13 protein-coding genes are annotated in these 11,985 nt (G+C 67.6%); 2 read left to right on the top strand and 11 right to left on the bottom strand.

Going from position 1 to position 11,985, the window contains the following annotated elements; all coding sequences use genetic code 11:
• Window positions 1-13 precede the first annotated feature (13 nt).
• Window positions 14-652 carry a GNAT family N-acetyltransferase gene (locus tag J4H92_RS15125; protein WP_208099010.1) on the bottom strand — a complete coding sequence of 213 codons (639 nt, stop codon included), beginning with the start codon at window positions 650-652 and terminating at the stop codon, window positions 14-16.
• Window positions 652-1,005: an ArsR/SmtB family transcription factor gene (locus tag J4H92_RS15120; RefSeq protein WP_208099009.1), complete on the bottom strand. Its 354-nt coding sequence runs from the start codon at window positions 1,003-1,005 to the stop codon at window positions 652-654. Before J4H92_RS15120 ends, J4H92_RS15125 begins: the two co-directional genes overlap by 1 nt.
• A gap of 86 nt (window positions 1,006-1,091) precedes the next feature.
• Between J4H92_RS15120 and J4H92_RS15115 the strand changes: the two genes are divergently transcribed.
• A complete protein-coding gene (locus tag J4H92_RS15115; protein WP_208099008.1) occupies window positions 1,092-2,414 on the top strand; it encodes an FAD-dependent oxidoreductase in 1,323 nt (440 codons plus the stop codon).
• A 64-nt stretch (window positions 2,415-2,478) separates the two neighbouring features.
• Here the strand turns inward: J4H92_RS15115 and J4H92_RS15110 are convergent, their stop codons facing one another.
• From J4H92_RS15110 to J4H92_RS15085, 6 genes are all read right to left on the bottom strand, one after another.
• On the bottom strand, window positions 2,479-2,883 hold the full coding sequence (locus tag J4H92_RS15110) for an arsenate reductase ArsC (protein ID WP_208099007.1): 405 nt from the start codon (window positions 2,881-2,883) through the stop codon (window positions 2,479-2,481).
• 20 nt (window positions 2,884-2,903) lie between these two features.
• The gene (locus tag J4H92_RS15105) at window positions 2,904-3,908 is read right to left on the bottom strand and encodes a metalloregulator ArsR/SmtB family transcription factor (RefSeq protein ID WP_208099006.1); all 1,005 of its coding nucleotides are present in this window, start codon (window positions 3,906-3,908) and stop codon (window positions 2,904-2,906) included.
• On the bottom strand, window positions 3,905-5,017 hold the full coding sequence (arsB, locus tag J4H92_RS15100) for an ACR3 family arsenite efflux transporter (RefSeq protein WP_208099005.1): 1,113 nt from the start codon (window positions 5,015-5,017) through the stop codon (window positions 3,905-3,907). Before arsB ends, J4H92_RS15105 begins: the two co-directional genes overlap by 4 nt.
• Window positions 5,014-5,340: a thioredoxin gene (gene trxA, locus J4H92_RS15095; RefSeq protein WP_208099004.1), complete on the bottom strand. Its 327-nt coding sequence runs from the start codon at window positions 5,338-5,340 to the stop codon at window positions 5,014-5,016. The genes arsB and trxA overlap by 4 nt, the downstream gene beginning before the upstream one ends.
• Window positions 5,337-6,305: a thioredoxin-disulfide reductase gene (gene trxB, locus J4H92_RS15090; protein WP_208099003.1), complete on the bottom strand. Its 969-nt coding sequence runs from the start codon at window positions 6,303-6,305 to the stop codon at window positions 5,337-5,339. Before trxB ends, trxA begins: the two co-directional genes overlap by 4 nt.
• A 233-nt stretch (window positions 6,306-6,538) precedes the next feature.
• Entirely contained in the window at window positions 6,539-8,062 is a 1,524-nt protein-coding gene (locus J4H92_RS15085; protein ID WP_208099002.1) for a SulP family inorganic anion transporter, read from the bottom strand.
• Window positions 8,063-8,255: 193 nt separating this feature from the next.
• On the opposite strand from J4H92_RS15085, the gene J4H92_RS15080 reads away from it, so the two are divergent.
• Window positions 8,256-8,639 carry a MerR family transcriptional regulator gene (locus J4H92_RS15080; protein ID WP_208099001.1) on the top strand — a complete coding sequence of 128 codons (384 nt, stop codon included), beginning with the start codon at window positions 8,256-8,258 and terminating at the stop codon, window positions 8,637-8,639.
• Here J4H92_RS15080 and J4H92_RS15075 read toward each other — a convergent pair.
• The 3 genes from J4H92_RS15075 to J4H92_RS15065 are packed head-to-tail and all read right to left on the bottom strand — an operon-like array spanning window position 8,617 to window position 11,817.
• Complete coding sequence (locus J4H92_RS15075; protein ID WP_208099000.1) at window positions 8,617-10,404, bottom strand: hypothetical protein; 1,788 nt, start codon at window positions 10,402-10,404, stop codon at window positions 8,617-8,619. The genes J4H92_RS15080 and J4H92_RS15075 overlap by 23 nt on opposite strands.
• Window positions 10,401-10,730 carry a helix-turn-helix domain-containing protein gene (locus J4H92_RS15070; RefSeq protein WP_208098999.1) on the bottom strand — a complete coding sequence of 110 codons (330 nt, stop codon included), beginning with the start codon at window positions 10,728-10,730 and terminating at the stop codon, window positions 10,401-10,403. Before J4H92_RS15070 ends, J4H92_RS15075 begins: the two co-directional genes overlap by 4 nt.
• 4 nt (window positions 10,731-10,734) lie before the next feature.
• Window positions 10,735-11,817 (bottom strand): tyrosine-type recombinase/integrase, encoded by a 1,083-nt coding sequence (locus J4H92_RS15065; protein ID WP_208098998.1) that lies wholly within the window; start codon window positions 11,815-11,817, stop codon window positions 10,735-10,737.
• Window positions 11,818-11,985 lie beyond the last annotated feature (168 nt).

Genomic DNA, 11,985 nt, shown 5'->3' with positions numbered 1-11,985 from the left:
ATTCCCCGCAAGTTCAAGATTTCTGAAGGCGCTTCAGCGTGAAGATGCGGGTTGAGGTATCGCTGGGCGGGGTGTGAGAGTGCATGTTCGTGGAAGATGCACCCTCACACTGCTCGTCGGCGTCGGCGTCGGCGTCCGCGTCGTGGTCGGGGGTGCGGCGTTCCACGAGGATGGTGTCGCGCCAGCGGCCGGCGTGGGGTCCGTGCGTCATGCGGGCGATGCGTTCTCGTTGACCGACGACGCGGAATCCGGCGCGTTCGTGGAGGCGCAGGCTCGGGGTGTTCTCGGGGAAGATTGATGACTGGATGGTCCAGATGCCGGCGTGATCGGCGAGATCGAGGAACGTGCTCAGGAGCTGGGTGCCGACGCGGTGCCCTGCGGCTTCGGGGTGAATGTAGATGGAGTGTTCGACGACGCCCGCGTACACCGTCCGTGCGGACACGGGAGACGCGGCGGCCCAGCCGAGGATGCGGTCGGTGGAAGCGGCGGCGACGACGCTGAGATTCGGGTGCTTGCCTGCGGCGAAGGCCGCCCAGTCTGCGGGTGGGGCTGTTTCGAAGGTCGCGTGCCCGGTGGCGATTCCTGCCTGGTAGATCTTCGCGATGTCGGGCCAGTCGGACTCGACCATCGGCCGGAACCGGAGCGGCTGCATCAGGCGGTGAATGCCTGTGCGGCGTTGGCGAGGGTGCCGATCGCCGGCTGGTAGTACGCCCACTTGCCGCGCTGCTCACGGGTGACGAGCCCGGCTTCGACGAGGAGCTTCATGTGGTGGGACACGGTCGGTTGGGAGAGGCCGACCGGTCCGGTGAGGTCGCACACGCACATCTCCCCGCTTGCACTCGCGGTGATCAGCGAGAACAGCTTGACGCGGTTGGGGTCCCCGAGCGCTTTGAACACTTTCGCGAGGTCCTGCGCGGTCGCGTCGTCGACCATGGCGTCGGCCGCGGGCGGGCAGCATGATGCCTGCGGGGATGTCGCGTCGATCGTCACGGGGAGAGTGGTCATGCTCCTATTCTGCATTACGTATTGACAGTTGTCGATGGGTTGGGCAGGCTTGATGTATCGAAGGCTGTCAATGTGTGGAGGTTGGTATGGAACTCGTCGTCGTGATCGGAGCCGGTCCTCAGGGGCTGGCCGCTGCGGCTCATCTGCGTGAGCGCGGGCTCGATCCGCTCGTCCTGGAAGCCGGCGATGGTCCCGGGGCGGCGGTGGCTGAGTGGGGGCATGTGCGTTTGTTCTCGCCGTGGTCGGAGCTCACCGACGCCGCGTCTCGTCGTCTGCTGGAGCCGTCTGGGTGGGTGGTGCCGGAGAAGGGGTATCCGACCGGGGCGCAGTGGATCGACGGCTACCTCGCGCCTCTCGCAGCTGTGCTCGGCGACCGGGTGCGGTACGGGGCGCGCGTGGTCGGCGTGGGCCGGAAGGGGCGGGATCTCTCGGTCGATGCCGGACGTGCCGAGCAGCCGTTCGTCGTGCACGTTCGCCGTACGGACGGCACGGAGGAACGCATCGAGGCGGGCGCGGTGATCGATGCGTCGGGCACCTGGGGCACCCCGAGCCCTGCCGGTGCTGACGGTCTTCCCGCGCTGGGCGAGCGGGCCGCAGCCGATGCGGGACTCCTGGATCATCGCATGCCCGCGATCGAGGACGCGGCGGGTCTGGCCGGCCGGCATGTTGTCGTGGTCGGCAACGGGCACTCTGCTGCGACCACGATCGGGATCTTGTCGCGGGTCGCGAAGCGGGAGCCGGGGACGCGGATCACGTGGGTGCTGCGCCGCGGCACGGTCGGCAACACGTTCGGCGGTGGTGTGGCGGACGAGCTGCCGGAGCGCGGTGCGTTGGGTCAGCGGGCGAAGCAGGCTGTCGAGGGCGGGCTCGTGGACCTCGTCACCGGGTTCCGCACCGATCAGGTCGTCCTCGAGAACGGGCAGGCGGTGCTCGTCGCCGAAGACGGTCGCAGGCTGGACCCGGCGGCGAGGGTGTTCGTTTCGACCGGGTTCCGGCCCGACCTGTCGTTCCTCTCCGAGATCCGTCTCGGTCTCGACCTGCGGCTGCAGGCGCCGGTAAAGGTCGCCGTCGAGGTGGATCCGAACCTGCACTCCTGCGGCTCGGTCCGGGCGACCGGGGCCGCGGACCTGGAGCATCCCGAGCCGGGGTTCTACATCGTCGGGGCGAAGTCCTACGGGCGTGCGCCGACGTTCCTGGCTCTGACCGGGTTCGAACAGGTCCGCAGCGTCGTCGCCGCGATCGCCGGCGACCGTGAGGCTGCCGAGCGGGTCGACCTGGTCCTCCCGGACACCGGCGTGTGCGGTGGGGCGGGCCTGTTCGACGCCCCGGACGAGGCCGCCGGTGCGGGGTCGTGCTGTGCGCCTGCGCCGCAGCTCATCCAGCTCGGGGCGGCACCCGCGGTTCGCTGAGCCGTCGGCAGCACGAGGGGCAGGAACCGTCTGGTTCCTGCCCCTCACTCGTTCGGTGCTCCGTTCAGTCGAGGAGTTCGGCGAGCAGCGTCTCGATGCGCTGCTTGATGTCGTCTCGGATCGGGCGGACCGCGTCGATGCCCTGGCCGGCGGGGTCGTCGAGCTTCCAGTCCTCGTACCGCTTGCCGGGGAAGAACGGGCACGCGTCGCCGCAGCCCATCGTGATCACCACATCCGAGGCCTGCACGGCCTCGGTCGTGAGCACCTTGGGCTGCTCGGCGGTGATGTCGATGCCTTCCTCGCGCATGGCCTCGACGGCGACCGGGTTGATCTGCTCGGCGGGCATGGAACCGGCCGAGCGCACCTCGACCCGGCCTGCGGCGAGGTGGCGGAGGTAGCCCGCGGCCATCTGGGAGCGGCCGGCGTTGTGGACGCAGACGAACAGCACGGAAGGCTTCTGGTCAGTCATGTTCGGTTCGCTTCTTTCGTTCAGGTGGTGAGGGTGGTGAGGAGTGCGCGGACGCGGGTTTCGATGTCGTCGCGGATCGCCGCGACCCCTTCCGGGGAGGCGAGGGCAGGGTCGCCCACGGCCCAGTCCTCGTAGCGGACGCCCGGGATGATCGGGCACACGTCCCCGCACCCCATCGTGATCACCACATCGGCGGCACGCACGGCGTCGTCGGTGAGCGGCTTCGGGAACGCCGACCCCGCCTCCGGTTCGCCCTCGATCTCGGTCAGCTGAGACCGCACATGCGGGTGCACGTCGGCCGCGGGGGTCGACCCGGCCGAGCGTGCGATCACGGTGCCGCCTGAGAGCTGGTTGAGAAGGGCGGCGGCGAGTTGGGAGCGGCCGGCGTTCTGCACGCACACGAACAGCACCTGCGGCGCCCCGGTCTCCCGGTCCCGGGTGAGATCGGCCAGCCGCTGCCTCGCGAACCGCTCGGTAAGCGGAATCATGTGCCGGGTCACTTTCGCGGACCGGACGAGACCGGCGTAGGACTCGCGGACGATCGCGACCACCAGGTCCCGGTTCAGTCCGGTGAGCTCGTCCGCGAGTTCCTCGGCGAGGCGGGTGACGCGGGCGTCCATGTCGCGCAGCGTCTCTGCCCGCCCGGCGTCCTCGTGATCGGGGGTGCCGAGGACGGTGGCGGGGGCGAAGGCGTCGAGCAGCGCGGTGACGGCGGCACGGCGGCCGGGGACGATGCGGTACCAGACCCAGGTGCCGCGCCTGTCGGCGGTGAGCAGCCCGGTGTCTTTGAGGACTTTGAGATGGTGGGAGACGGTGGGCTGGGACACGTCGGCGAGTTCGGCGAGGTCGCACACGCACGACTCGCCACGCGGGTCGGACGCGATCGCGGAGAGCATCCGCAGCCGCAGCGGATCGGCCAGCGCCTTCAACGCTCCCGCCACCGCGGCGGCTGCTTCGGTCCCGATCGCGTGCGTCACCGACGGCGCGCACGCCTCCGCATCAGACAGCAGCAGGGTGTCGGTCATGATGTCCTCGATCCGGTCGGTACAGCAGTCGGCGCGTAGGGGTCGGTGTGGAACCAGGCTTTCGCCGCCCAGAGGGAGACGTAGACGAGGCCGACGAGCACGGGCACCTCGATGAGCGGGCCGACCACGCCGGCGAGGGCCTGCCCGGAGGTGGCGCCGAAGGTGCCGATCGCGACCGCGATCGCGAGCTCGAAGTTGTTGCCCGCCGCCGTGAACGCCAGCGTCGTCGACCGCGCATACCCAAGGCCGAGCGCCTTGCCGAGCAGGAGCCCGGCGAACCACATGAGGGCGAAGTAGACCAGCAGCGGCAGCGCGATCCGGGCGACGTCGAGGGGGTTCTGGGTGATCGCGTCGCCCTGGAGGGCGAACAGCAGCACGATGGTGAACAGCAGCCCGTACAGCGCCCACGGCCCGACCCGGGGCAGGAACGTCTCCTCGTACCATTCCCGGCCTCGGCGCTTCTCACCGATCCAGCGGGACGCGAACCCGGCGATGAGCGGGACGCCGAGGAACACGAGCACGTTGAGCGCGATCTGCCACACCGAGATCTCCAGGCCCTGGGTGTCGAGGCCGAGCCAGCCGGGCAGCACGGTGAGGTAGAACCAGCCCAGCACGGAGAACATCACGACCTGGAATACGGAGTTGACCGCGACGAGCACGGCTGTCGCTTCGCGGTCGCCGCAGGCGAGGTCGTTCCAGATCACGACCATCGCGATGCACCGGGCGAGGCCGACGATGATGAGGCCGGTGCGGTACTCGGGGAGGTCGGGCAGGAAGATCCAGGCGAGGGCGAACATGACCGCGGGGCCCGCGATCCAGTTCAGCAGCAACGAGGAGACGAGCAGGCGCTTGTCGCCGGTGACAGCCGCGACCTTGTCGTAGCGGACCTTCGCGAGCACCGGGTACATCATCACCAAAAGGCCCAGTCCGATCGGCACGGAGATCCCGCCGACCTCCATCGCGGACAGTGCGTCGGAGAGCGCGGGAACGAAGCGTCCCAGCAGGAGGCCCGCGACCATCGCGAGGCCGATCCACGCCGGCAGCCACTTGTCCAGCGTGGACAGCCGCTTCGGGGTCGCCGTGGTAGGGGCGGTGTTCGTCTGGGTCATGCGAGCAGCTCCTCGATCTTCGCCGCGTAGACGGGCTTCGGATGCGCGCCGATCAGCACGTCCACCCGTTCCCCGGCCCGGTAGAACCCGAGCGTCGGGATCGAGGTGACCCCGGCCGCGGTCACAGCCTCCGGGTTCTGATCGGCGTCGATCTTCACGATCTTCACCCGGCCCGCGTACTCCTCACTGAGTTGGTCGAGGATCGGGGCGATCGCCTTGCACGGCCCGCACCAGGCCGCCCAGATATCCACCACGACCGGCAGCTCGGACTCGATCACCTCGCTCTGGAACGTCGCGTCGGTGACGGGGGTGACAGTGTTCATGCGGAGACCTCCAGAACGGGAGCCGACTGGGCGGCGGGGGTGAGATGAGAGAGATAGTGCTGGGCGTCCTGCGCTGCGGCGCACCCCGTGCCCGCGGCCGTGATCGCCTGCCGGTACGTGTGATCGACAAGATCACCGGCCGCGAACACGCCCGGCAGGTTCGTGGCCGTCGACGGGTGTGCGACCCGCACATACCCGTCCGGATCGGTGTCGACCTGCCCGGTGATGAGCTCGGAGCGCGGGTCATGCCCGATCGCGACGAACACCCCGGTCACCTCCAGCACCCGTTCGGCACCGGTGACCGTGTCGCGCAGCCGCAGCCCGGCCACCCGGTCGTCGCCGAGGATCTGGGCGACCTCGCTGTTCCAGGCGATCTCGATCTTCGGATCGGCCAGCACCCGTTCGGCCATGATCCGAGAGGCCCGGAACTCATCGCGACGGTGCACGAGCGTGACCTTCGACGCGAACCGCGTCAAGAACAGGGCCTCCTCCATCGCGGAATCCCCACCGCCGACCACGGCGATGTGCTGCTCGCGGAAGAAGAATCCGTCGCAGGTCGCGCACCACGAGACCCCATGGCCGGACAGGCGCTCCTCTTCCGGGAGGCCGAGCTTGCGGTACGCGGAGCCCATCGTCAGGATCACCGCCCGAGCCCGATACGTGACACCGGAACCGGTCTCGATGACCTTCACGTCGCCGGCGACGTCGAGACGGGTCGCGTCGTCGAAGACGATCTCGGCGCCGAACCGTTCCGCCTGCGCCCGCATCGATTCCATCAGCTCCGGCCCCTGCGCGCCGTCGATGAAGCCGGGGAAGTTCTCCACCTCCGTCGTCGTCATCAACGCCCCGCCAGCGGTCACCGACCCCGCCACCACGACCGGGGCAAGCCCCGCACGGGCGGCATAGATCGCCGCCGTGTATCCCGCCGGACCAGACCCGACGATCACTACCTCTTGAATCGACATGCTTCTATATTGACAGACATCAAATCAGTGAGCAAGGTGCTCCCCGTCACCCCTGAGAGAGTTCACGTCCTGTTCATCCAGTGGCAGGATCGCCGCGTCGAACCAGCGGCTCCGGATGGAGCCGACGAGAGGTGGGAGTTGCCGGCGGGCAGAATGATTCTCGGAACGTGTCGCTCCTCCCGCGCAGGAAGCACCTGGCGCCGCACTGCACCGTACCGCAGGTGCAGGTCCGCTTAGTGGCCGTTGCCGAGGCCGCCGGTGAGGCGGGCGTGGAACGCGGTCGTGTAGTCGTTCATGCCGATGAACTCGACGGTTTTGCCGTGCTGTTCGTACTTGGTCTCGATCGCGTCGAGCGCGGCGACGGTGGAGGCGTCCCAGATGTGCGACTTCGTGAGGTCGATGACCACGCGCTCGGGATCGTCGGCGTATTCGAACATCGTCGTCAGGTCGTTGCTGGAGGCGAACAGCAGCTGTCCCTCGACTGTGTAGTAGGCGCGGGCCTCGCCGAGATGCTCGGTGACCTCGCGGCGCACGTCGATGAGGTGGGCGACGCGGCGGACGAACATGACCGAGGCGACGAATACGCCGACGACGACGCCGACGGCGAGGTTATGGGTGGCGACGACGACGGCGACGGTGATGACCATGACGGTCGTCTCGCTCTTGGGCATCCGCTTCAACGTGGAGGGTTTGATGGAGTGCCAGTCGAAGGTGCCGACGGAGACCATGATCATGACCGCGACCAGGGCGGCCATGGGGATGATCGCGACGATGTCGCCGAGGACGACGATGAGGATCAGCAGGAACATGCCCGCCAGGAAGGTCGAGATGCGGGTGCGGGCGCCGGAGGCCTTGACGTTGATCATGGTCTGCCCGATCATCGCGCAACCACCCATGCCACCGAAGAACCCAGAGACCAGGTTCGCCACACCCTGTCCCCAGGATTCGCGGGTCTTGTTCGAGTGCGTGTCGGTGACGTCGTCGACGAGCTTCGCCGTCATCAGCGACTCCATGAGGCCGACGAGCGCCATCGCGAGGGCGTACGGGGCGATGATCGTCAGCGTCTCCCAGGTGAGCGGCACGCTCGGGATGAACAACTCGGGCAGACTGCGGGGCAGTTCGCCCTTGTCGCCGACAGCGGGCACGTTGATCGCGAAGATCACGACTGCGGCGGTGACGAGCGCGATCGACACCAGGGGTGCGGGGATGACCTTGGTGATCTTCGGCATGAAGACCATGATGGCCAGCCCGACCGCGACGAGCGGGTAGACCATCCAGGGCACGCCGATCAGCTCGGGGAGCTGCGCCATGAAGATCAGGATCGCGAGGGCGTTGACGAAGCCGACCATGACGCTGCGCGGGATGAAGCGCATGAGCTTCGCCACCCCGAGCACCGCGAGCACGATCTGGAGGACGCCGGCCAGCAGCACGGTCGCGATGAAGTAGTCCATGCCGTATTCGCGGGCCACTGGGGCGATGACCAGTGCGATCGCGCCGGTCGCGGCGGTGATCATCGCCGGGCGTCCGCCGACGAACGCGATGGTCACGGCCATGACGAACGAGGAGAACAGGCCGACCTTCGGGTCGACGCCGGCGATGATCGAGAACGAGATTGCCTCCGGGATCAACGCGAGAGCGACGACGAGGCCGGCGAGGACTTCGCGGGTGAGGATGCGCGGGGTCTTCAGCGCGGTGAGCACCGAGGGGTCAGGCCGGTACCGGTTCCGGTCGTCGGCGGTCGTGGTCGCTGTCGTCATGAGGCAGGTCTCCAAGGTCAGGGGCGGGTCAGGTGTGACACCATCGAGGAATGGGAGCGCGCGTCTGCGCGCAGCCCGACAGCGCCCCGCTCGGGGTCCGGCAGTCGGGAAGATGCCCGCGAGAATCTACAGGCACGAAAGTCGACTCTAACGTAACGTGAGAGTTGAGGCGAGTCAGGAAGGGAGCCGCGCTATGCCCGAGACCGGGATGATGCACATCGGGGAGCTCGCTGAGCGGACGGGGCTGTCGCTGCGCACGATCCGTCACTACGACCAGATCGGCCTGCTCGTTCCATCGGGGCGGTCGGAGGGCGGGTTCCGCCTGTATACCGATGACGACCACGACCGGCTCTTGCTCATCCGGCGGATGAAGCCGCTGGGGTACTCGCTGGAGCAGATGGGCGACCTGCTTCGGGCGCTGGACAGTGCGCGCAGGGGGGATGCGTCGGGAGCGGACGGAGAACTCGCGTTGGTGCAGTTCCTGGATGACGCACAAGAGCGTCGGGTGAAGCTTGCCCAGCAGCTTGATGCAGCGGACGAGTTCATCGGGCTGCTCAGCGCTCAGATCGCGAAATAATCGCCGCGTCTGCGTCGGGTGCTTGATGGGCGGCGGGCGGTTCGAGGATCGTGGCCGAGTAGCGCAGCGCGGTCTCGATGCCGATGCCGAAGAGGTCGCAGATGCGCCTGACGTCGCCGCCGGTCTGTTCGACTTCGTAGAGGATCCGGTCGGTGCGCAGCGCCTGCGCGGTCACTCCGGCTTTCTTCCAGGGGAAGCTCCGGCTGGGCGGTGAGAGTCGGGGCGCGGTCTGGATGGTGACGAGCAGGTACGGGTTCTTCGTTTCCGGCCAGCGTTTGGCGCGGTGGTCGAGCCACGCGCTCAGGCGGACGCGGACAGGTTTCGCGAGCGGGATGGAACGGCCGTCGGGCATTCGCAAGCGTCCGTCGATGATGTCGGTGAGCCGGATGTGTTGCACCTGCGAAGTCATCAGGGCGTGGAAGGCGACGAGTGAGACGGCCAGCGCGACCGCGGGATCGGGATTGACCAGGGCGTCGCGGATCGCGGTCGGCTCCATCGGCAGCGGCATGTTGCGTCTGGGGCCGCGCAGCGGGATCGCTTTCGTCGGGTCGATGAAGACCTGCTTGCGGCCGCGCAAGATCGTGAACAGACTGCGGAAGCCGAGCATCATCGTGTGACGGGGCGACGGATCGTCGGGAAGCGCGGCGAGGATGTCTTCGGTGCTGATGCCGACCAGGCTCGTGCGCCCGCCTTCGACCCAGCGGGTGATCGCGGGAAGGAGGCCATACATCTGGCCCTTGACGGTCATCGTGTCGCGGGGCTGGCGGCGTGGCGGGGTCTTGGAGCCGTCGACCATGATGTCGCGCCAGAGTTCGAGTTGGGCTCGCATTGGCTCGGGCAGGGCGTGGGTCTTGCGTTCGAAGAGCTTGGTGAAGGACGGCACCCGGTCGTCGATGAGGAGAGCTGCGTCTTCGAGGACTTCGATGGTGGAGCGGATGTTGCTGTCGTCGTCGTAGGAGCGCATTGCGAGGATGTCGGAGGCGCGGAAGCGCAGATTCGCGCCGGGGAACACGAGCTGCAGGACTTTCAGGGTGCGCCTGACCTGGTTGGTCTGTCGCTTGCTCCATGCGTACTCGCTGGCTCGGGCGTAGAGGAAGTGATCGGTGCGCGAGGTGATGTCGCGCAACCGGATCTCGTTGGAGCGCTGCCGGAGCAGTTCGGGGTCGGGATCGATGTGGAACAGCACAGGCTGGTAGCTGGCAGGCACCGGCGGCGGCGTGTTGATGACCCGGATCGCCTCGCTGTAACTCATCACCATCGGGAGGTGTTTCTCCCGGGGACGACGCGGGTCGTTCATCGAGGCGAGGAAGAGCTGCTGACCGTACGTGCGGGCCGCGTCGAGGTCGAGGGGTTCGCCGGGCGTCTGGTGGTAGCGGGCGGTTTCGAGGCAGAGCCGGCAGTACCCCTGTTCGCCGATGGTGACCTCGCGGTGGCAGGAGACGCACTCGCCCTGCGGGTAGTGGGTGAACCACCAGCGGCACTTCCAGCACCGCCAATTGTGTTGCCGGTAGACGCCCCAGGCCAGGCAGTCGCGGCAGGAGCCGACGTAGCCGGGGCTGCCCGGGTGACAATGGCCGCAGAGCCCCTGGCTGTAATACTCGGTCGAACCGCACTTGTTGCAGGCCGGCGGGGTGAACGGGCCGCCGGGGATGCAGTCGTAGCAGAAGTCGATCCGAGGTGTGAGCCGCGCGGCCGGCTTGATCCCGCATCCCGTGCAGGGCAGCGGCGGACTCAGAGGTCCGCTGGGGCCGCGTGCCGGGCTCATAACGGCGGGGCCGGACGATCATTCTTCGGGCCGAACCGGGGCGCGATGAGATTCGTGCTCCCGTTGGCTTCTTCCGACCGCCGGGCGCCGGGTTTGCGTGCTTGGACTTTCTCGGGCTCAGGCACGAGGAGATCGGTCGGTGAGCAGTCGAGGACATGGCAGATGACGTCGAGGTCGTCCAGGCGGATCGTGGTCGGGGTCCCCGTCCACAGCCCGGACATCTTGCCGACGCTGATCTCCAGCCCGGCGTCGGAGAGCATCCGCCGCAGCTCCGCCGACTTCCAGATGCCGCGCTCGGCGGCCTGGACTCGCAGATTCCATTTCATTGCGTCACTGCATCCTTTCGAATCGGTGTTCCAGCCGCTGGTTCGCCTGCATCCACGAATCCTCGACGTGCTCGCCGGAGACGTGGATGTACTGCGTCGTGGTCGACAGCCACTGGTGGCCCAGCAGTTCCTGCAGGGCCTTCAAATCCATGCCCGCCAGATACAGCGACGACGCGCAATAGTGCCGGAGCACATGCGGCGTCATCCGACCATCGGCCCAGGCCGGCAGGAACCGTTCGGTCGCTTGCCGCAGACCTCGTCGGAGCACGTCGTCGCTGGCACGCCAGGAACGGCCGAGCTCGTGGTCGAACCGTTCGGACGGGATCATCGGGGCGTCCGGGTTGTCCCAATCAGGGCCGAAGCGGTGTCGCACATCGCCGAGCCACCAGTCGATGAGCTTGTCCGCGCCGTTGATCGCGGGCACCAGCCGTTGCTTCGACCCGCGTCCGCGAGAGCCTTTCCCGAACCGGACATGCACTTTGCCCAGCGCCCCAAGATCAGGTCGCCAATCTCGGAGGTCGAGCTTCGTGCTCTCGGTGATGCGCACCCCGATGCGTCGCCACAGCGACGCGGCGAAGTAGTTCCTCGCGGCGGGCAGATAGCGCCGCTCGTCTTGGAGAGAGGCGGCCCACCCGCCGAAGAGTCGATCGATCTCCGCATCCGATGGCGGCACTCTCACCTTGCCCAGCGAGGCGCCGGACTGCCGGTTGTACTCGTCGACGGGCTGCTCGATCACCCACTCGGTCAGCGCGTTGATGTCGCCCTGGTAGCGGGCGATGGCGAAGTCGTAGAACAGCGCAATTGCTCCGGCTTTGCCCGCTCGGGTCGTGACGGCAAGCCCTGCCCGGCGCAGCCCGGCCAGGAAAGCGTCCGCGTCGGAGTGCTTCGCCTGCCAGAGCGGAGCATCGAGATGGCGGCGGAACTCGAAGACGACCGTTCTGGACTGCGCGATGTAGCCGTCGCTGAGTCCCGCTGCGGCCATCGCGAGGGCGTACTGGTCGATGATCTCCTGCTCGAAGTCCGCAGCATCTTCCTCGGACCGCCAGCCCCTGGCAGTCCCGATACTTCGCACCACGGCGAGCTTCATCGCCCCGCAGCTTCACGAATCGTGACCATACATCAAGAATACCGCAGAACCCTCAGGAATCATGATTATCCATCAGGATTCCTGAACGTGGTCGAGGCCAGCTTGGAGGCTGGGGAGACGCACCTAAGCGGCATGAAGATCAGTCTGGAAGATGCGGGTCTAGAGACG

This window comes from Leucobacter weissii, assembly GCF_017565745.1.
Classification (GTDB): Bacteria; Actinomycetota; Actinomycetes; order Actinomycetales; family Microbacteriaceae; genus Leucobacter; species Leucobacter weissii.
Note: the sequence above shows the minus strand (reverse complement) of the source record. Positions and strands in the feature narration are given on the sequence as shown.

Coding starts and splice junctions, on each gene's coding strand:
- J4H92_RS15125 (WP_208099010.1), bottom strand. CDS start 652: ATGCAGCCGCTCCGGTTCCGGCCGATGGTCGAGTCCGACTGGCCCGAC.
- J4H92_RS15120 (WP_208099009.1), bottom strand. CDS start 1,005: ATGACCACTCTCCCCGTGACGATCGACGCGACATCCCCGCAGGCATCA.
- J4H92_RS15115 (WP_208099008.1), top strand. CDS start 1,092: ATGGAACTCGTCGTCGTGATCGGAGCCGGTCCTCAGGGGCTGGCCGCT.
- J4H92_RS15110 (WP_208099007.1), bottom strand. CDS start 2,883: ATGACTGACCAGAAGCCTTCCGTGCTGTTCGTCTGCGTCCACAACGCC.
- J4H92_RS15105 (WP_208099006.1), bottom strand. CDS start 3,908: ATGACCGACACCCTGCTGCTGTCTGATGCGGAGGCGTGCGCGCCGTCG.
- arsB (WP_208099005.1), bottom strand. CDS start 5,017: ATGACCCAGACGAACACCGCCCCTACCACGGCGACCCCGAAGCGGCTG.
- trxA (WP_208099004.1), bottom strand. CDS start 5,340: ATGAACACTGTCACCCCCGTCACCGACGCGACGTTCCAGAGCGAGGTG.
- trxB (WP_208099003.1), bottom strand. CDS start 6,305: ATGTCGATTCAAGAGGTAGTGATCGTCGGGTCTGGTCCGGCGGGATAC.
- J4H92_RS15085 (WP_208099002.1), bottom strand. CDS start 8,062: ATGACGACAGCGACCACGACCGCCGACGACCGGAACCGGTACCGGCCT.
- J4H92_RS15080 (WP_208099001.1), top strand. CDS start 8,256: ATGCCCGAGACCGGGATGATGCACATCGGGGAGCTCGCTGAGCGGACG.
- J4H92_RS15075 (WP_208099000.1), bottom strand. CDS start 10,404: ATGAGCCCGGCACGCGGCCCCAGCGGACCTCTGAGTCCGCCGCTGCCC.
- J4H92_RS15070 (WP_208098999.1), bottom strand. CDS start 10,730: ATGAAATGGAATCTGCGAGTCCAGGCCGCCGAGCGCGGCATCTGGAAG.
- J4H92_RS15065 (WP_208098998.1), bottom strand. CDS start 11,817: ATGAAGCTCGCCGTGGTGCGAAGTATCGGGACTGCCAGGGGCTGGCGG.